The organism is Micromonospora inyonensis, from assembly GCF_900091415.1.
GTDB lineage: Bacteria > Actinomycetota > Actinomycetes > Mycobacteriales > Micromonosporaceae > Micromonospora > Micromonospora inyonensis.
On sequence record NZ_FMHU01000002.1, the window covers coordinates 3,409,417 to 3,426,898 of the forward strand.

General features: G+C 70.9%; 19 protein-coding genes and 1 pseudogene. 12 read left to right on the forward strand and 8 right to left on the reverse strand.

What is annotated here, in order from left to right; genetic code table 11:
• Positions 1 to 2 precede the first annotated feature (2 nt).
• The gene (locus tag GA0074694_RS29490) at positions 3 to 356 is read right to left on the reverse strand and encodes a DUF3099 domain-containing protein (protein WP_091464324.1); all 354 of its coding nucleotides are present in this window, start codon (positions 354 to 356) and stop codon (positions 3 to 5) included.
• 208 nt (positions 357 to 564) lie between these two features.
• Between GA0074694_RS29490 and GA0074694_RS33475 the strand changes: the two genes are divergently transcribed.
• Together GA0074694_RS33475 and GA0074694_RS29500 are read left to right on the forward strand one after the other, a co-directional pair.
• The gene (locus GA0074694_RS33475) at positions 565 to 750 is read left to right on the forward strand and encodes a hypothetical protein (protein WP_245714974.1); all 186 of its coding nucleotides are present in this window, start codon (positions 565 to 567) and stop codon (positions 748 to 750) included.
• Between the two features lie 13 nt (positions 751 to 763).
• On the forward strand, positions 764 to 1,075 hold the full coding sequence (locus GA0074694_RS29500; RefSeq protein ID WP_091463149.1) for a hypothetical protein: 312 nt from the start codon (positions 764 to 766) through the stop codon (positions 1,073 to 1,075).
• Between the two features lie 124 nt (positions 1,076 to 1,199).
• Here GA0074694_RS29500 and GA0074694_RS29505 read toward each other — a convergent pair whose 3' ends face one another.
• Complete coding sequence (locus GA0074694_RS29505; RefSeq protein WP_091463150.1) at positions 1,200 to 1,784, reverse strand: HhH-GPD-type base excision DNA repair protein; 585 nt, start codon at positions 1,782 to 1,784, stop codon at positions 1,200 to 1,202.
• Between the two features lie 360 nt (positions 1,785 to 2,144).
• Here GA0074694_RS29505 and GA0074694_RS29510 point away from each other — a divergent pair, with 360 nt between their 5' ends.
• From GA0074694_RS29510 to GA0074694_RS29525, 4 genes and pseudogenes are all read left to right on the forward strand, one after another.
• Positions 2,145 to 3,758 (forward strand): GmrSD restriction endonuclease domain-containing protein, encoded by a 1,614-nt coding sequence (locus GA0074694_RS29510; RefSeq protein ID WP_176738159.1) that lies wholly within the window; start codon positions 2,145 to 2,147, stop codon positions 3,756 to 3,758.
• A 1-nt stretch (position 3,759) separates the two neighbouring features.
• Positions 3,760 to 4,731, forward strand: coding sequence for a type II toxin-antitoxin system HipA family toxin (locus tag GA0074694_RS29515; RefSeq protein ID WP_218105836.1), 972 nt, complete (start codon positions 3,760 to 3,762; stop codon positions 4,729 to 4,731).
• A gap of 35 nt (positions 4,732 to 4,766) precedes the next feature.
• Positions 4,767 to 4,967 carry a hypothetical protein gene (locus GA0074694_RS29520; protein ID WP_176738160.1) on the forward strand — a complete coding sequence of 67 codons (201 nt, stop codon included), beginning with the start codon at positions 4,767 to 4,769 and terminating at the stop codon, positions 4,965 to 4,967.
• 47 nt (positions 4,968 to 5,014) lie between these two features.
• Positions 5,015 to 5,401: pseudogene (locus GA0074694_RS29525) on the forward strand (DUF7059 domain-containing protein); the annotation flags it as partial.
• 430 nt (positions 5,402 to 5,831) lie between these two features.
• On the opposite strand, the gene GA0074694_RS29530 reads toward GA0074694_RS29525, so the two are convergent.
• The 3 genes from GA0074694_RS29530 to GA0074694_RS29540 all read right to left on the reverse strand — a co-directional run bounded on the left by GA0074694_RS29530 (position 5,832) and on the right by GA0074694_RS29540 (position 7,524).
• Positions 5,832 to 6,605: a phosphotransferase gene (locus tag GA0074694_RS29530; protein ID WP_091463154.1), complete on the reverse strand. Its 774-nt coding sequence runs from the start codon at positions 6,603 to 6,605 to the stop codon at positions 5,832 to 5,834.
• A 16-nt stretch (positions 6,606 to 6,621) separates the two neighbouring features.
• Positions 6,622 to 7,113, reverse strand: a complete 492-nt coding sequence (locus GA0074694_RS29535; RefSeq protein ID WP_091463155.1) for a glycine-rich domain-containing protein — start codon at positions 7,111 to 7,113, stop codon at positions 6,622 to 6,624.
• A gap of 162 nt (positions 7,114 to 7,275) precedes the next feature.
• A complete protein-coding gene (locus GA0074694_RS29540; RefSeq protein WP_091463156.1) occupies positions 7,276 to 7,524 on the reverse strand; it encodes a flavin reductase in 249 nt (82 codons plus the stop codon).
• A gap of 413 nt (positions 7,525 to 7,937) precedes the next feature.
• On the opposite strand from GA0074694_RS29540, the gene GA0074694_RS29545 reads away from it, so the two are divergent.
• The 4 genes from GA0074694_RS29545 (at position 7,938) to dtd (ending at position 10,998) form a co-directional block, all read left to right on the forward strand.
• Positions 7,938 to 8,741, forward strand: coding sequence for a helix-turn-helix domain-containing protein (locus GA0074694_RS29545; RefSeq protein WP_091463157.1), 804 nt, complete (start codon positions 7,938 to 7,940; stop codon positions 8,739 to 8,741).
• Positions 8,732 to 8,932, forward strand: a complete 201-nt coding sequence (locus GA0074694_RS29550; protein WP_091463158.1) for a DUF397 domain-containing protein — start codon at positions 8,732 to 8,734, stop codon at positions 8,930 to 8,932. Before GA0074694_RS29545 ends, GA0074694_RS29550 begins: the two co-directional genes overlap by 10 nt.
• A 162-nt stretch (positions 8,933 to 9,094) precedes the next feature.
• Positions 9,095 to 10,576 (forward strand): DUF7782 domain-containing protein, encoded by a 1,482-nt coding sequence (locus GA0074694_RS29555; protein ID WP_176738161.1) that lies wholly within the window; start codon positions 9,095 to 9,097, stop codon positions 10,574 to 10,576.
• Positions 10,576 to 10,998 (forward strand): D-aminoacyl-tRNA deacylase, encoded by a 423-nt coding sequence (dtd, locus tag GA0074694_RS29560; protein WP_091463159.1) that lies wholly within the window; start codon positions 10,576 to 10,578, stop codon positions 10,996 to 10,998. Before GA0074694_RS29555 ends, dtd begins: the two co-directional genes overlap by 1 nt.
• A gap of 57 nt (positions 10,999 to 11,055) precedes the next feature.
• Here the strand turns inward: dtd and GA0074694_RS29565 are convergent, their stop codons facing one another.
• A complete protein-coding gene (locus GA0074694_RS29565) occupies positions 11,056 to 11,844 on the reverse strand; it encodes a sporulation protein (protein WP_091463160.1) in 789 nt (262 codons plus the stop codon).
• 220 nt (positions 11,845 to 12,064) lie between these two features.
• On the opposite strand from GA0074694_RS29565, the gene sigB reads away from it, so the two are divergent.
• Both sigB and GA0074694_RS29575 read left to right on the forward strand, forming a co-directional pair.
• Positions 12,065 to 13,072 (forward strand): RNA polymerase sigma factor SigB, encoded by a 1,008-nt coding sequence (gene sigB, locus GA0074694_RS29570; RefSeq protein WP_281190362.1) that lies wholly within the window; start codon positions 12,065 to 12,067, stop codon positions 13,070 to 13,072.
• Between the two features lie 100 nt (positions 13,073 to 13,172).
• The gene (locus tag GA0074694_RS29575; protein ID WP_091463161.1) at positions 13,173 to 13,580 is read left to right on the forward strand and encodes a VOC family protein; all 408 of its coding nucleotides are present in this window, start codon (positions 13,173 to 13,175) and stop codon (positions 13,578 to 13,580) included.
• A 98-nt stretch (positions 13,581 to 13,678) separates the two neighbouring features.
• Here GA0074694_RS29575 and GA0074694_RS29580 read toward each other — a convergent pair whose 3' ends face one another.
• A complete protein-coding gene (locus GA0074694_RS29580) occupies positions 13,679 to 16,231 on the reverse strand; it encodes a bifunctional acetate--CoA ligase family protein/GNAT family N-acetyltransferase (RefSeq protein ID WP_091463162.1) in 2,553 nt (850 codons plus the stop codon).
• Between the two features lie 64 nt (positions 16,232 to 16,295).
• The gene (locus GA0074694_RS29585; RefSeq protein WP_091463163.1) at positions 16,296 to 17,477 is read right to left on the reverse strand and encodes an acetoin utilization protein AcuC; all 1,182 of its coding nucleotides are present in this window, start codon (positions 17,475 to 17,477) and stop codon (positions 16,296 to 16,298) included.
• Positions 17,478 to 17,482 lie beyond the last annotated feature (5 nt).

The window sequence follows — 17,482 nt, forward strand, 5'->3', positions numbered from 1 at the left end:
TTCTACAGCTCGGCGTCGATGACCCGGTGCGGGCGCTCCTCGGTGGCGGCGAGGCTGCGCGGCGGGGGTGCCTCCCGGCGCGGTGCCCGGTGGAACATGCGGTGCTCCTCCTTGGGCGGCCGGTCGTTGGCGATCAGCACGGCCAGCCAGGGGATGAGCACCATGCCGATGCCGCAGAGCGGCAGCCAGAGCCAGAGCAGCGGGGCCTCCACGCCGACCAGGACGGCTCCGGCGACCAGGCAGGCCGCCCGGATGGACATCATCACGACGTACCGTCGCTGGCGGCTGTTGAGCTGGTCGTCCTGGCTGCGCGGGGCGTCGGTGATCAGGATCGGCTCGTACGCCTGTCGCTTCACCACGACCTCCTCGAGGGATTCGACTCATCCTGTCACCTCCCGGCCGGTGACGGCGACAATCGACGCGACGGATTCCGTGTTACGCGCGTGGTACGCTCCGCGGAGTGGGCACTCGGTTCAGCGTCACCGAGCAGGCACTGGTCAACCTGCGGGTCTACGGCGTCTCTCCGGGCGAGGTCTGGGAGGCTCTGCACAGCTCCCGCCGGGTGTGATCCGACACCTGGGCGACGACGTGATGATCGTCTACGCCGCCGCCCGCCGGGGGCGACGGCTGGCCGTGCTGCTCGCCGCGGCCGACGGACTCGACAACGACTGGGACATCCTCTCCGCCCGCGACCTCAGTGACGTGGAGGCCAAGCGCTACGAGGACGCCGTGCGGAGATCGCGCCGATGAGGAGGCCGGGACGATGAACCGCGACGACGCGACCAGGCAGTTCCACGAGGGCGGCGACCGGCTCGCCGAACTGGTCGACGACGGTCAGCCGGCCCGGCTGCCGACGCCGGACACCGACGTGCCGATGGTCAGCCGCTCGGTCCGACTGCCCCTGGAGACGTACGAACGGGTCCGGGCCGCAGCCGAGGCCCGGGGGCTCGGGGTCACCACGCTGATGCGGCAGTGGATCGAGGCCGGCCTGGCCGACCTGGACGACTCGGCGACGGTCTCCCTCGCCGACGTCCGGCGGGCCCTCGCCGCGCTCGCCCAGCCCACCGCCGCCTGATCCCACCCGCAGCCACCCGCCCGGATCGCCCGGTCGCCGGATCCGGCGACAGCGGACCGCCGGCCGGGCCGGCGGCGGGGGTGCGCCGTCCGCACCGCCGACGGCCGGGTGCACCGAAGCTGGTTCAGCCTTTCGCCGCCCGGGCCGCCGCCTTCTGCTGCTGCTTGTACTCCCGGACCCGGCGCAGCGACGCCACGTCGGTGATGTCGGCCACCGACCGGTACGCGTCCGCGTCGCCGTACCCGCCGGCCGCCTCCCGCCAGCCCGTCGGGTGGACGTCGAAGCGCTTGCCGAGCAGGGCCAGGAAGATCTGCGCCTTCTGCCGGCCGAAACCGGGCAGGTCGGTGAGGCGGCGCAGCAGCTGCGCACCGTCGGCGACGCCGGTCCAGATCCGGGCGGCATCCCCGTCGTACCGCTCGACGAGCACCCGGCACACCTCCTGCACCCGGGCCGCCATCGCCTTCGGGAACCGGTGCAGGGCCGGCGGCCGGGCGAAGACCTCGACCAGCGCCTCCGGGTCGTACGCCGCCAACTCCCGGGCGTCCGGAGTGTGTCCCAGCCGCTCGGCCAGCACGTACGGCGAGGTGAACGCCTTCTCCAGCGGAATCTGCTGGTCCAGGACCATGCCGACCAGCAGGGCCAGCGGATCGTCGTTGAGCAGCCGGTTGGCCTCGGGGTCGATGGGCAGCGAGAGCGTCATACGCCTCATCCTGCCCGGCCGGGCCATGCCGGCCGACGCGACGTACCGGAGACGACCTGTGGCCCGGGTATCGGTCCTGCAAACCGGCACCGGCACCCGGGGCCACTCCATCGCCCTCGGCTTCGACCGCATCCGGCGCGGCGCAAGCGCTCCACAGGCTTGACATCTCCCCCAGCTGAAGCAGGGGGATTCAACCCTCGCGGGTTGAGCTTTCTGCTTCACCGACCACAGCCGACCCGGAACACCGGCAAGGGACGGTGTACCGCCCATCGGTCTTACACAGTCTCCACAGACGTCACTTCCCGCCAGCCCGGCGGTAGGCCCGACCGGTTTGGTTGTCACCGGCCGAGCGCACGGAGATTACCACGTGTGTCCAGTCGCGCACCGCAGGTACCTGACGCCTGTTCGCCTTGGCGGCGAACCGGCTTTCCCTGTCCTGCTCCACAGGCGATCCGTTTCCTCCCCCGCCTGAAGGCGCCGCCGTTTCAACGCGCGTTCAAGTGGGAGGCAGCGGACATCGTCAAGCTCTTCGACAGCCTGCTGCGCGGATTCCCCATCGGCAATCTCCTCCTCTGGCGTCGCCCGGCTCCCGCTCAGCGGCTGCAGGTCGGCCCGCTCTCGATAGCCGCTCCGGAATCCGCCTCGGCGCTCTGGGTCGTAGACGGGCAGCAACGCATCGTGTCGCTCGTCGGCGCCTTGACCCAGGCCAACCAGTCAGTTGATCCCCGTTTCCGGGTGCACCTCGATCTGGACACCGGCGAATTCCACACTGCCGGGAGCCGTCAGCAACCTCCCCGATCCTGGGTGCCGGTCAGTTCTCTGCTCGACACCGCCGTGCTCCTGCGCTGGATGCGGGACAACTCCGGCTGGCTGACCGAGCCTCAGCTGACGCTTGCCGATCAGGCCGCCAAGGCGATTCGCGAGTACCAGATTCCGACATACGTGGTTAGTTCAGGGGATGAGAGCGCCCTGCTGGAGATCTTCACCCGCATGAACACCACAGGCAAACGACTGACCAAGTCAGAGGTCTTTCAAGCCCTGCATGCCGGCGCGGTGGCGGAGGATCTCACTACGCTACACGGTTTGGGGCGCCTCTCAGCAGAACTCGGCTTCGGCACCATCGATGACAGGCTGGCTCTCCGCTGCATCCTGGCTTTTCGCGGCGGTGATGTCTTCCGGGAGGACTTCCGGCAGGAGTTCGCACCAGGGGACGATCCCGCCGAAGTACTGCGCGAGGTGGCCGGAGCGCTCGGGGATGCGGTGCGCTTCCTACGCGGCGGCTGCGGCATCCCGCACATCAAGCTACTGCCCTACTCACATGTTCTACCGACGATGGTGCGCTTTGTCCGACTACACGGGGTGCCGGAACATCGCTGCGCGACACTGCTTCGGCGATGGGTTTGGAGGAGCGCAGTGGCCGGCACCCGTGCGCGGGGAATCAGCGTCGCGGACATCCGGAACCAAGTGGCCGCAGTAGACGTACCGGATCCGCTGGACGCGGCCACCGAACTTCTCAAGCGTGTGCAGCCGTTTCCCGAGTTCACGCCGGAGCTTGACAAGATCCACTTCAATCACGCGATGACGAAGATCAACGCCCTTGGTCTCCTGTCAGCCGAACCCCGCGATCCGACCACCGGGGAACTACTCGATGTCGCCCGAATGTTGGATCATGGCAGCCCGCTGCGGCCGCTTCTGAGCCAGCAAGGACTTCCACTGTCAGACACCATCGGAAATCGCCTCGTCCTGCCGCCTGGCGAACGTACACAGCCACGTGAACTGGCATCCGCCTCCACCTCTGTTGCTACGAGCCATCTCATTGACGAGGAAGGACAAGGTCTCCTCCTGAGGGGCAAGTGGAGTGACTTCGTCCACCACCGGAGCGCCGCTTGCTCAAGAGCCATCGCAACGCACGTCGATCAGATGGCCGAGTGGGGTGCCCGAGATGGCCGCGCCCTGGCCGATATTCTCCGTTCGGCCGCCTGACATGAACCACTGGACGGTCGCCGAGGTGCGACTCCACGGTCGTCGGGTCGGCGAGTTGCGTTACCGCCAGGGCGGGTCCGAGTTCCACTACGAGGACGACCTCTCCCGACCAGACCATCAGGTACTGGGCCAGGTGTTTGAGGATGCCCCACGGATCGTCCGACGGGAACGAGTAGGGGTACCTTCCTGGTTTGCCAACCTTTTACCCGAAGGCGCCTTGCGTCGACAAATCGTGCGCGAACTCGGTGGCGGAAACGTGGGGAACTTCACCCTACTGCTCCGGGTCGGTAGCGATCTTCCCGGAGCGGTCACCGTACACGGGAATCAGGAACCTTTCGACGACCGCATGCCGGATGACCTCGACGACGTCCCCTCGGACCACCCGTTGCGACATTCGCTGGCCGGAGTACAGCTCAAATATTCGATATCAGCAAGCCGACTCGCGATTTCAGCGAGCGGCGATGGAGGTTGGTGGATCGTCAAGCTTCCAGACCAGGCTCTTCGGAACCTACCGACCAACGAATACCTCACCATGCGGTGGCTCAACGCTGCCGGACTTCCGGTGCCTGACGTACACCTCCTGCCTGCCAAGGACGTAGCTAGCCTTCCGGATGGAATGGTCGACGCCACGGATCCGGTTTATGTGATCAACCGATTCGATCGCACTGCGACGGGCCGAATACACGTGGAGGACTTCGCTCAGGTCGCCGACGTCGATCCAAAGTTCAAGTACAGCGAGTCGGGAGTTTCCTACGACACGCTCGCCACCGCGATCCGACAGCTAACCGGCCACGCCGGTTATGAGGAATTCGTCCGTCGGCTGGTCGCCATGTTGATCGTCGGCAACACTGACGCACATCTGAAGAACTGGGCGATCCTCTACCCGGATGGCCGCACCCCAAGGTTGGCTCCGGTCTACGACTTCCACTCTCTCACCGTCTACCAGCCCTACCGTATGCGACGCTCGCCCTGAGCCTGAACGGAGAGACGCTGCCGTCAGCGATCACGTTGGACGACTTCCGGCGGATGGCAGAACGCGCCGACTCGGACCCGGACCGGACGGTCGAAATCGTGCTCGGGACCGTCACCCGGCTCCGCGACGCGTGGAGCGGCGGGCTGTCCAGCGAGGCGACGAAGCGGTTCGCGGCTCTCGCCGAGCACTACGCACGGCGTCTCGACACGCTCCCCGTGGCTAGAGGAGTGTTCTGAGCCGGGTGCCAGGCTGGCCATGTTCCTCGGCAGGGCAGGATGGCGAGGTGGACGAACACGACATGCTGCTCTCCCCTACCGGGATCGACCGGTTGCGCACCGCGCTGACCAGCGCCGGTTTCACCGCCACCGGCGTCGCCGCCCGCCTCGGGCCGCAGGCCACCGCCGCGATGGGCCGCAACGACTACCGGGCCGCCCTGCGCGCGACCGAGGACCGGGACCGGCTCGGCACGCTGATCCGCCTGTTCATCTGCGAGCAGACCGAGCCGGCGGCGCCGGTCGCCGCCGCCCTCGCGCCGCTGACCGTGGCGGAGGCCCTCGACGCCGGGCTCGTCGAGCCGTACGGCGACGGCCTGCGCGCCGGCATCGACCTGGAGCCGTACGGGGACGACTGGTGGATGCTCGCCGACCTGCCGGCCAGCGCCCGGCCCGGTCCGCGAGCCGGTACCCGCCGAGGTACCGGCACCACCGGCCACCTTCCCAGTACCGGTGCCAGCCGGCGCGAAGGTACTGCCGATCGCCCCCCGGGCCCGAAGGCACCGCCCAAGAAGGTACCGGCCCTGGTCACGGCGGTACCCGTCCCCCGCAGAAGGGCGACACCGCCGGCTGGCACCGCTGCGGGTACCGGCACCCGGGTCGACGTCAGCGGGGACGAGGAGCTGAAGAAGGTACTGCTCGACCCGAAGGCGGTACCCCGGAAGCCGAACGGCACGGTACCGGTGAAGGTCGCGGCGAAGGTACTGGGTACCGGCCCCGACCGGGCGCGGCGTCTACTCGACGAGCTGAACCTGCGGGAGCCGAAGGTGCCGGTACCTGCGTAAGGTGAGGCGGGCCAGCCATCAATCTCAAGCTGCCTGCTGGGCACTATCCGCGACGATGGGCTGCCCACTCGCCGGTCCAGGCCGCAAGGTCATGCACCCATATCTCGCTGCTCTGCCGAGCCTTGGCCGACCACTTCGAGGCGTTCCTCGATGCGAAGTCGTCCAAGGCTCGGCGGTCGGTCGCGGCCCAGGCCGCAAACTGCGCCAGCCACTCCTCCGCCTGCCCGGGGGCATGGCCGCTGCCGATGAGCCACTGGGCGAGCAGCGCGAGTTCGAGCCACGGGGCCGCCCGGGTTGCCCACGCCCAGTCGACGATCCGCAGGCCACTTGCAGTCATGATCAGGTTGGCTGGGTTGAGATCGGAGTGGACGAGATTCCCGCCGTCCATCGCCGGATGCGAGAACCCGACGCGGGCCGAAGGGGTGAACCATGTCCCGTCTGGCGCTGGGGTTTCTTGGAGCCCTTTCAAGGTCACTCCCAGCAGGTCCAGATCGGGGCTGCCAGGAGAGAGGTCGGGGTGGGGGCCGACCAGATGTTCGACCCCCACCACCAGCCAGTCGTCAACCTGGAAGTGCCACAGCACTTCAGGCGGGTACCACGCGACCGCCCTGGTTGCCGCCAGCTCGTAGCGCAGTGACCGGGCGCTCAAGTCGCCAGAGGCCGCCTTGACGAAGACCTTGCCGTCAGGGCCGGTGACAGTCGAAGCGATCTCCGCGTGATTGCCGCTCGGAGCCGGGTACACGTCGATGATGCCGCCGACCCGTTCGGAAACCTCCGCCGTGACGGCGTCGGGCAGAGCGGTCCACTCACTGCGCATGGGTTACCTTTCGCTACTACTTACCTTCTCCGGGCATGGGCGGGTTCGGCGGGCAGCACGATTCCGCCTCGCCGGCCCAGAATTCCATCTCGACCCGGTACCCGGTCGCATGCAGCGCCGCGAGCGTGAAGGTTACGGCGGTGCCGTCCATCATCCCCTCGGTGAGGATGGGGATGTGGTGGACAAAGCCGCCTGCGATCTGCTCGCAGGCTGCGGCGTATGGCACGGTGTGCTGCAACACGGAGTGCCACACCGCGTCCACGGGGAGAGTCGGCACGACGCGGCCGATCGACCCGTCCGGCAGCGGCATCCCGAAGTCCGGGTTCCCCACGTTGTCGGCGTGCGCCTTCAGGAACACGAGGAATTGCTCGACGGCCCGCTCTGCGTAGGCCCGGGTGACGTGCCGGTCGGCGGCGAAGTAGTCGACCAGCTTGCTGAACACCTCGGGCGTGACGAGGGTTCGGGGATCGGAGGCGATCGTGGTCGATCTGTCTGCGGTGATAGTCACGGCTTCTCCTTCAACCTGTGCAGTCAGCGCGGCACTGGGTTCGCGCCGCGTGCGGGGGCGAAGCCCCTGCTTCCATGTCTGTCCGTCAATGATCGTCAGGTGGGGCCGGCTTGCGGCGGTGTTGAGCCGGCGGACCCCTCACCCTCGGGGCGCGGTCGCGGCTCATCGGGCCCTGGCCCAATGCGTGAAGCGGCCATATAGGTCGACCTCGTGGTCCGGGTTGAGCTGGCGTAGCTGCCCTTCCGCCTCGATCGCCAACGCGCCAAGGTAGACCAGCAGGGAGACCCGGTTGCCCTCGTACTCAGCGAGCAGGGACAGGCGTGCCGGTTGGCAGGGCCACTCCGCGCCACAGTTGCGGCACCTCCAGAGCGGACGCATCGCCACGTGCGGGATGGCTCGCCGAGGTCTCATCGCCCTTGCCGCCCGCGCCCTCGGCTCTCCTGGGCGAGCGTCAGCCTGCCGACCCGGCCAACCTGAAGATCTGGGAACATGTATGTCCGCTCGGCCGCCCAGTCAGGCAGAGATTGCCGCGATTCGCGCTTCGGCGACATCGGCTCGGCCACTCGGTCTAGACGGAACCTCGGGATACGCACGTCGACTCACCTCGAAACTTGGAGAGGGGCCGCCCCGCCGGGTGGTTAGGCGGCCTCTGGCCGAAGCTCACCCCAGCCCTCCCTGGCGTGAAGTAAGCCCGCATGCATGACAGTCTGGTTAGGACAGGGCTACCGTCGGAAGCCATTGGCGCTGGCTGCGGCGGCATCCTGCTGCCCGGCCCTTGCCTCTGGCGAGGCCCTGGCGATCTTGGCGAGAATCCTGGAGGAACCGTGGAAGCCGACCGTTACTCCGACATGATTCGAGCCCAGCTCCGTCGACTCCGGATCGCTGCCGGCCTGAACCAGGAGGAGTTCGGGCGACGCCTGAACTACTCCGCCTCGCTGGTCTCGGCGGTGGAACTGGGCTCGCGTCCGCTGGATCTGCCGCTGGCGACGAGGGCCGACGAGGTGCTAGGAACCGGCGGCCTACTGCAAGGGATGCTGAAGATGGCGGAGGAGCTTGGACAGGTGTCCTGGTTCCTGCCCTGGCTGGATGCCGAGCGGGCAGCCACGCAGCTCAGGTGCTACCAGCCGACCCTGGTTCCGGGCCTACTTCAGACCGAGAACTACGCGCGTGCGGTCATCCGCTGCGATGACACCCTCACCGAGGCGGAGGCCGAGACTCGCCTTACCGAGCGGATGGACCGCCAATCCGTCCTGATCAGGGAGAACGGCCCGCAGTTCGTGGCGGTGATCGACGAGCATGTTCTCCGCCGGACCGACCAGCGGTTCCGCGAGGTCATGAAGGAGGAGGTAGAGCACCTGCTGGCCATGGCCGAACGGCCGAACATGAGCGTCCACGTCCTGCCCGACGAGGTCTCCATGCATGTCGGGTTGACAGGTCCCTTCATCTTGGCCAGGGGTGGGGACGGAAACTGGGTGGCTAATCTGGAGAACCAGTTGGGCGGGGTCGTTGTCGACCGTGAGGCCGACGTGGCTACCCTGCTGACACGGTGGGAGTCGGTGCGCAGCGAGGCGCTGCCCCGCCGGCAGTCGGCTGAGCTGATGAAGGAAGTTGTGAAGTCATGGACCTAATCGGCGCAACCTGGCGCAAGTCCACCCGCAGCGGCTCCGGCGGTGGCGACTGCGTGGAAGTGGCGGACAACCTACCGGGCGTCGTGCTGGTGCGCGACACCAAGGACCGGGAGGGCGGCACCCTCCACATCACCCCCTCGGCCTGGCAGTCCTTCGTTGACCTGGCGAAGCAGATTGGCCCGGTCGCCTGACCCTCTCCAGTAGCGAAGAAAAGGCCCCTCAGCGTGACGCTGAGGGGCCTTTGCGTTGCGGGGGTACTACCCACGGCGTCTCGACACGCTCCCCGTGGCTAGAGGAGTGTTCTGAGCCGGGTGCCAGGCTGGCCATGTTCCTCGGCAGGGCAGGATGGCGAGGTGGACGAACACGACATGCTGCTCTCCCCTACCGGGATCGACCGGTTGCGCACCGCGCTGACCAGCGCCGGTTTCACCGCCACCGGCGTCGCCGCCCGCCTCGGGCCGCAGGCCACCGCCGCGATGGGCCGCAACGACTACCGGGCCGCCCTGCGCGCGACCGAGGACCGGGACCGGCTCGGCACGCTGATCCGCCTGTTCATCTGCGAGCAGACCGAGCCGGCGGCGCCGGTCGCCGCCGCCCTCGCGCCGCTGACCGTGGCGGAGGCCCTCGACGCCGGGCTCGTCGAGCCGTACGGCGACGGCCTGCGCGCCGGCATCGACCTGGAGCCGTACGGGGACGACTGGTGGATGCTCGCCGACCTGCCGGCCAGCGCCCGGCCCGGTCCGCTGCACGCCGAGCACGTGCTCGGCGTGGGCGGGGCGACGCAGACCCTGCTCGGCGCGACGGTCCGCCGACCGGTGGAGAGCGCCCTCGACCTCGGCACCGGTTCCGGCGTCCAGGCCCTGCACCTGGCCACCCACGCCCGCCGGGTCACCGCCACCGACGTCTCGGTGCGGGCGTTGCGCTTCGCGGCCACCACCGCCGCGCTCAACGGCCAGGAGTGGGAGTTGCTCCGGGGTGACCTGGTCGCCCCGGTCGCCGGCCGCCGGTTCGACCTGGTGGTGAGCAATCCGCCGTTCGTGGTCGGGCCGGGTACGACCACCCACGTCTACCGGGACTCCGGCCGGGTCGGCGACGCGGTCGGCGCGGAGCTGGCCGCCGCCGCCCCCGGGCTGCTCACCGAGGGTGGCACGATGCAGTACCTGGCGAACTGGGTGCACGTCACCGGCGAGGACTGGGGCGAACGGGTCGCCGGCTGGTTCGCCGACACCGGGCTGGATGCCTGGGCGGTCCAGCGCGAGGTGGCCGACCCGATGGCGTACGTGAACCTGTGGCTGACCGACGTCGGCGAGACCCCGGACCCGCACCGGATGGCCGCGTGGCTGGACTGGTTCGACGCGCACCGGGTGGAGGCGGTCGGCTTCGGCATCGTCAGCCTGCGCAACAGCGGCCACGACGATCCGGTGGTCCGGGTGGAGGACCTGCGGCAGCGGGTCGAGGCGCCGATGGGCGACCACGTCGCCGGCTGGTTCGACCGGCAGGACTGGCTGCGCGCCCACGACACCGAGGGGCTGCTGGCGCACCGGTACCGGGCGGCCGAGGGGTTGCAGCTCCGGCAGGAGGCGACCATGGGCGACGAGGGCTGGGCGGTGGACCGGCAGGTGCTGGCCGCGCCGCACGGGCTGCGGTGGAGCGAGGAGATCGACCCGCTGGTGCTGGCCCTGGTCGGGGGCGCGGACGGCCGGTTGCCGCTGCGCGACCAGCTCGCCCTGCTGGCCGCCGCGCACGACGTCGCCACGGACGAGCTGGCCGAGGCGGCCGGCCCGATCGTGGCGCACCTGGTCGAGCGGGGATTCGTCGAGCCGGTGACCGCCTGATGCGGGCGGTGGTGCAGACGGTCGGCCGGGCCAGCGTGACGGTGGACGACGAGGTGGTCGGGGCGATCACCGACGGCCTGCTGGTCCTCCTCGGGGTGACCCACGCGGACACCCCGGAGACCGCCCGGACGATGGCCCGCAAGATCCACGAGCTACGCATCCTCGACGAGGAGCGGTCGGCGGCGGAGACCGGGGCACCGGTCCTGGTGGTCAGTCAGTTCACCCTCTACGGCGACGCCCGCAAGGGGCGCCGTCCGAGCTGGACCGCCGCCGCTCCGGCCGAGGTGGCCGAACCCCTGGTCACCGAGGTCGTCGAGGCGCTCCGATCGAGGGGCGCCACGGTCGCCACCGGCCGCTTCCGCGCCCACATGCTGGTCGAGAGCGTCAACGTGGGCCCCCGCACCCTCCTGCTGGACCTCTGAGCCCTCTGTCCCCTCCCCACCCGGCCTTCTCGGGGTCGGGTGGGGACGGGGAGGGGTTCAGAAGAAGAGGCCGCGACGCTGGAGGGACTGACGGAGCCAGCCGTCGAGCTGGGCGGCCCAGTCGGTCTGCCCGGCGGTGGCGTGGTCCACGGTGAACCGGCCGAACGCGTCCCGTCCCTCGGTGAACAGGCCACCCCGCTTGTCGACCTCCAGCACCACCTGGATGTGCTGCGGGTTCGTGACGAAGGTCAGTTCGAGCTGGTTGATCGCGCTGGCGTACTGCGGCGCGGGGTAGAACTCGATCTCCTGGTAGAACGGCAGGTGCTGCTGCACGCCGTAGATACGGCCCCGCTCCACGTCCGCCCGGGCGAACCGGAAGCCGAGCCGCAGCAGCGCCTGGAGGATCTGCTCCTGGGCCGGCAGCGGGTGCACCGCCACCGCGTCCAGGTCGCCCTTGTCGACCGCCCGCGCCACCTCCAGTTCGGTGCGCAGCCCCATCGTCATGCCGTGCAGGTGCTGGCCGTACAGGCTGGTGAGCGGGGTCTCCCACGGCACCTCGAAGCGGAACGGCACGTCGTACCGCTGCCCGGCCTCCAGCCGGAACGCGCCGGTGACCTGCTGGCGGTGGAACTCCTGGGTGGTCTCGTACTCGCTGTCGCCGCTCTCCACCTCGACCCGGGTGACCAGCCCGAGCGCGAGGTACTCGATGTCCGTCGCGTGGTCCCCACCGAGCACCTGGATCCGTCCCTCCAGGTGTCCGCCCGGCCGGCAGTTGGGGTTGGCCAGCACCGTCTCGACCGAGGGACCGCCCATCCCCATCGCCTGCATGAACTTCTTGAAGACCACTCCGACCTCCGCTTTGCTGTGTCGTGGCGGCCCGACGGGCCGACCGGTGGCAACGTAACCGGGCGGGGCAACCCCCGCCAACGTTCTCCCACTATTCCTGTCGGTTCCCCGATCGCCTCACTCCCGTTTCACGCCCTCCCCGGCAAGCTGTGTGTCACCGGCGCCACTGGCCCGGTACGCGCGAAGTTGACGCGGGGAGGCGACAGAGATGGTTCTGCAGATGAGCGAGCACGCGATGACCCCGGCCACGACCGACACCGACGACCACGCGTCCATGGAGACCCTGGCGGACCTGGACGCCACCGACGAGCGCGGCGCGTCGACCGACCTGGTCCGGGCGTACCTCAACGGCATCGGGCGGACCAAGCTCCTCACCGCCGCCCAGGAGGTCGAACTCTCCCGGCGGATCGAGGCCGGCCTCTTCGCTGAGGAGAAGCTCGCCACCTGCACCCCGGTCTCCGTCCAGCTCCGGGCGGACCTGGAGGTCGTCGCGGCCGAGGGCCGTGCCGCCAAGGACCACCTGCTGGAGGCGAACCTGCGGCTGGTGGTCAGCATCGCCAAGCGCTACACCGGGCGGGGCATGGCCTTCCTCGACCTCATTCAGGAGGGCAACCTCGGCCTGATCCGCGCCGTCGAGAAGTTCGACTACACCAAGGGCTACAAGTTCTCCACCTACGCCACCTGGTGGATCCGCCAGGCCATCACCCGCGCCATGGCCGACCAGGCCCGCACCATCCGCATCCCGGTGCACATGGTCGAGCAGGTCAACCGGATGGTCCGGGTCCGCCGCGAGCTGTCGGTCTCGCTGGGCCGGGAGCCCACCGTCGCCGAGGTGGCCGTCGCGCTCGGGGTGCCGGAGTTCCAGGTCATCGAGCTGATCTCGTACGACCGGGAGCCGGTCAGCCTGGACCAGGCCGTCGGCGAGGACGGCGAGAGCGCCCTCGGCGACTTCGTCGCCGCCGTCGACCCGCGGCAGGAACCCGGCGACGAGATCGCCAACGGCCAGCTCCGCCAGGAGGTCCGGATCGTGCTGGCCACCCTCTCCCAGCGGGAGGAGGCGGTGATCCGGCTCCGGTTCGGCCTCGACGACGGCCGGCAGCGCACCCTCGACGAGGTCGGCCGGGAGTTCGGCCTCTCCCGGGAGCGGATCCGGCAGATCGAGAAGGTCACCCTGCTCAAGCTGCGTGACCCGGAGCGGGCGCAACGGCTGGAGGCCTACGCCTGCTGAACCGGCACCACCCGAGGGCCCCGGCGGTTCGCCGGGGCCCTCGGCCGTCCGGGGCGGAGAATGGCCGCGACCGCGTGGGAACCGATCGTGGGAGGCCGTCGTGAACTGGACGCTGGAGGTCGTGGTGGTGCCGGTCACCGACGTCGACCGGGCCAAGGATTTCTACGCCGGGCAGCTCGGCTTCACCGTCGACCACGACACCCGGATCGGCGACGACGTACGGATCGTCCAGTTGACCCCGCCCGGGTCGGGCTGTTCGGTCGTGATCGGCACCGGCGCGGTGCCCCGGATGCCGCCCGGGTCGCTCAAGGGGCTCCAACTCGTCGTGCCGGACCTGCGCCGTGCGCACGCCGAACTGACCGCGCGCGGGGTGCCGGTGGGTGAGATCCAGGTCGTCGGCGAGAACCCGCGCCCGGTGCCGGACCCGCTGGACAACGTCGGCTTCTTCTTCTTCGAGGACCCGGACGGCAACGGCTGGGCGGTGCAGCAGATCTCCAGCCGGGGGTGACCGGGTTCGGGGGGTGTTGGTTGCAGGGGGCCCTTCCTCACCGGAAACCGTGAGCAGGGGTCCCCTGCAACCACCTCACCCCACCGCTGCCGCCTCCGTCACAACCGACGGGGGCCGGTGTCCGGGCGGGCTGCGGCGGCACCGATCCGGACGCTGGCGTGCAGCACCGAGATGCCGTCGGCGCGGACCAGCACCGGGTTGAGGGTCAGCGCCCGGACCCGGGGCTGGTCGTCGGCGAGCCGGCCGACCCGGAGCAACAGGTCGGCAAGGGCCTCCCGGTCGACCGGTTCGGCACCCCGGTAACCGCGCAGCAGCGGTGCCGCACGCGGCTCGTCGACCAGCTCGCGGGCGTCCCGGTCGGTCAGCGGGACCGCACGCCAGGCCCGGTCGCCGAGCAGCTCGGTGGCGACCCCACCCAGGCCGAAGCCGACCACCGGCCCGAACGTCGGGTCCTCCACCAGCTCCACCACGCACGCCACCCCCGGCGGGACCATCGCCTGGACCAGAGCGTCCGCCCCGAAGACCGCTGCCATCTCGCCGTACGCGCGGCGTACCGCGGCCGGGTCGGCCAGGTCGAGGCGGACCGCGCCGAGGTCGAGGCGGTGCCGCAGCCCGGCGGCCGCCGCCTTCAACGCCACCGGGAAGCCGAGCCGTCCGGCGACCGCAGCCGCCTCGTCGGCGGAGCGCACCGGCACCGAGTCGGCCACCTCGACGCCGTACGCGGCGAGCAGCCGGTTGGCCTGGCCGGGGCCCTCGGCACGGATCGCCGCCTCGGCCGCGGCGGGGTCGACGTCGGGCAGCTCGGGCGGGGTGCCCGGTGGCCGGCGCAGCCAGTCCGCGTAGGTGGTGACCCGGGCCAGCGCCCGGACCGCCTCCTCCACGCCGGAGTAGGCCGGCACGTCGGCCGGGACCCCGCCGGCCAGGAAGGTCGCCACCACCGGCTTGCCCGCGTCCAGCACACCGGCCAGCGCGGCGGCGAAGTCGGCGGCAGTGTCCACCAGCTGCCCCGGCAGCGGCGGGGCGAAGACCGCGACCAGCGAGTCGACCCGCTCGTCGGCGGCGGTTCCGGTCAGGGCCAGGGCCAGCTCGGTCGCCCCCGCCCGGGGGCCGACGTCGCGGGGGTAGCCGACGGCGACGTCGAGCCCGTGTGCCGCGCAGGCCGTGGCGGCGAGCACGGTCAGCGCGGAGGAGTTGCCGACGACGCCGACCCGTCGGCCGGCCGGCAACGGCTGCTTGGCCAGCAGCACCCCGACGTCGAGGAGTTCGGCCACGGTGTCGACCCGGATCACGCCGGACTGGGCGAAGAGCGCGCTGACCGCCACCTCGTCCGGGCCGCCGGGCAGGGCGGCAGGGCGGGCCGGGGAGGCGAGCGCCACCACCGGCTTGGCCCGACCGATCCGCCGGGTCAGCCGGGCGAACTTGCGCGGGTTACCGAAGGTCTCCAGGTAGAGCATGATCACGTCGGTGGCCGGGTCGTCCTGCCAGTACTGGAGCAGGTCGTTGCCGGACACGTCCGTCCGGTTACCGGCGGAGACGAAGCTGCTCAGTCCCAGGCCGCGCCGGTCCGCCTCGGCGAGCAGGGCCACCCCGAACGCACCGGACTGGCTGAAGACCCCGACCCGACCGGCCGGCGGCAGCCCCGGGGCGAGCGTGGCGTTGAGGCGTACCGCCGGGTCGGTGTTGGCGATGCCGAGACAGTTCGGGCCGACCACCCGCATCCCCGCAGCGTGCGCCTGGCGGACCAGGGCCCGCTGCGCCGCCGCCCCCGCCGCACCGGCCTCGGCGAACCCGGCGGAGATCACCACCAGGCCGTGCGCCCCGGCCGCCGCCGCGTCGGCCACCACGGCCGGCACCGCCTCCGGGGCCACCGCGACGACCGCCAGGTCCACCGGCTGCCCGGCGTCAGCCGCCGACGGGTACGCGGGCAGCCCGGCGACGGTGGCCGCGTGCGGATGAACCGGGACGACCGCACCGGCGAACCCGTAGTCACGCAGGTGCCCGAGCACCGCCGCGCCGACGCCCTGGCCGGAGGCGCTGGCACCGTAGACGGCCACCCCACGCGGGGCGAGCAGCCGGGCGATCGACCGGGCCTCGGTGCGCTGCTCCCGGCCCCGCTGCACCTGGAGGGTCTGCTCGGTCGGGGCGATCGGGAAGCTCAGGTGCACCACCCCGTCGGCGAACTGCCGCTGGACCTGGTAGCCGAAGTCGGAGAAGACCCGCAGCATCGCCCCGTTGGCCGGGAGCACCTCGGCGACGAAGGACGTGATGCCGGTCCGCCGGGCCGCCTCGGCGAGGTGTTCCAGCAGCACCGAGCCGATACCCCGCCCCTGGTAGGCGTCCTCCACCACGAACGCGACCTCGGCGTCGGGTGAGCGCGGGCCGAGCCGCTCGTACCGGCCGACCGCGACGATCCGGTCGCCGGCCAGCACGACGAACGCCTCCCGGTCGTGGTGGTCGACGTACACGAAACGGTGCAGGTCCCGGTCCGGGATGCGCGGGTACGGGGAGAAGTAGCGCAGGTAGCGGGTGCGCTCGGAGAAGCGGGAGTGCATCGCCACGATGCCCGGCGCGTCGTCCGGGTGGATCGGCCGCAGCTGGACGGTCGTACCGTCGCTGAGCAGCACGTCCACCGGCGGGTCCACCGTGGTCACGTCCGGCACCTCCCCGGCTGGTTCGCCTCTCTCGGTCGCACGCCCGGTCGCGCGGATCGCGCGGTCAGTCTCTCGGGTCGTGCGGGTCGAGCCCGAACAGCGGAAAGACGGACCGGCGGGTGGCGGCGACGGCCCGGTCCACCGCGTCGGGCTCGCCGGTCGGCTGCCACGGCTCGTACGCCGGGTCGACACCGTCGCCCATGCGCAGCGGCACCTCCCGGCCGGGTCGGCGGGCGGCGGCCAGGGCCCGCCAGGCCGGCGGGGTGAGGGTGGCCGGGTCGACCGGGTCGCCGGTGGCCACCGCGAGCAGATGGGTCCAGGCCCGGGGCACCACCTCGACCAGGGCGTACCCCCCGCCGCCGGTGGCCACCCAGCGTCCCTCGCACAGCTCGTCGGCGAGGGCCCGCAGGGCGAGGTAGGTGGCCCGTTGCCCGTCGACGCTGAGCCGCAGGTCGGCCAGGGGGTCGAGGCGGTGCCCGTCCGCACCGCACTGGGTGAGGAGCACCTGGGGGCGGAACGCGCGCAGCACCGACGGCACGACCGCGTGGAACGCCCGCTGCCAGCCGGCGTCGTCGGTGCCCGGCGGCAGTGGCAGGTTCACCGCGCTGCCCGGTGCCGCCGGGCCGCCTGTCTCGTCCGGGAAGCCGGTGCCGGGGAAGAGTGCGAGCGGGGTCTCGTGCACGCTGACCGTCAGCACCCGGGGCTCGTCCCAGAAGATCTGCTGCACCCCGTCCCCGTGGTGCACGTCCACGTCGACGTAGGCGATCCGCTCCGCGCCGAGGTCGAGCAGGCGGGCGATGGCCACCGCCGGGTCGTTGTAGACGCAGAACCCGGCGGCACGCCCGGCCATGGCGTGGTGCAGCCCACCGGCCACGCTGACCGCGCGTCGTGCCTCGCCCCGCCAGACCGCCTCGGCGGCGGCCACGGTCGCGCCGGCCACCAGCGCGCTGGACTCGTGCATGCCCTCGAAGACCGGATTGTCCGAGGTGCCCAGGCCGTACCCGGAGAAGAACGGGTCGTGCGGAGCCGCCCGGACCGCGTCCAGGTAGTCCGGGCGGTGCACCCGGGTCAGCAGCGCCTCGTCGGCCGGCGCGGGCCGGACCAGCCGCACCCCGGGCCGGTCGAGCACGCCCAGTTCGCGGGCGAGGGCGACGGTCAGTTCCACCCGTACCGGATCGAGGGGATGGTCACCGAGGTCGTAGGCGAGCAGCGCCTCGTCCCACACCACCACCGTGTCGTCGGCCATGGGGT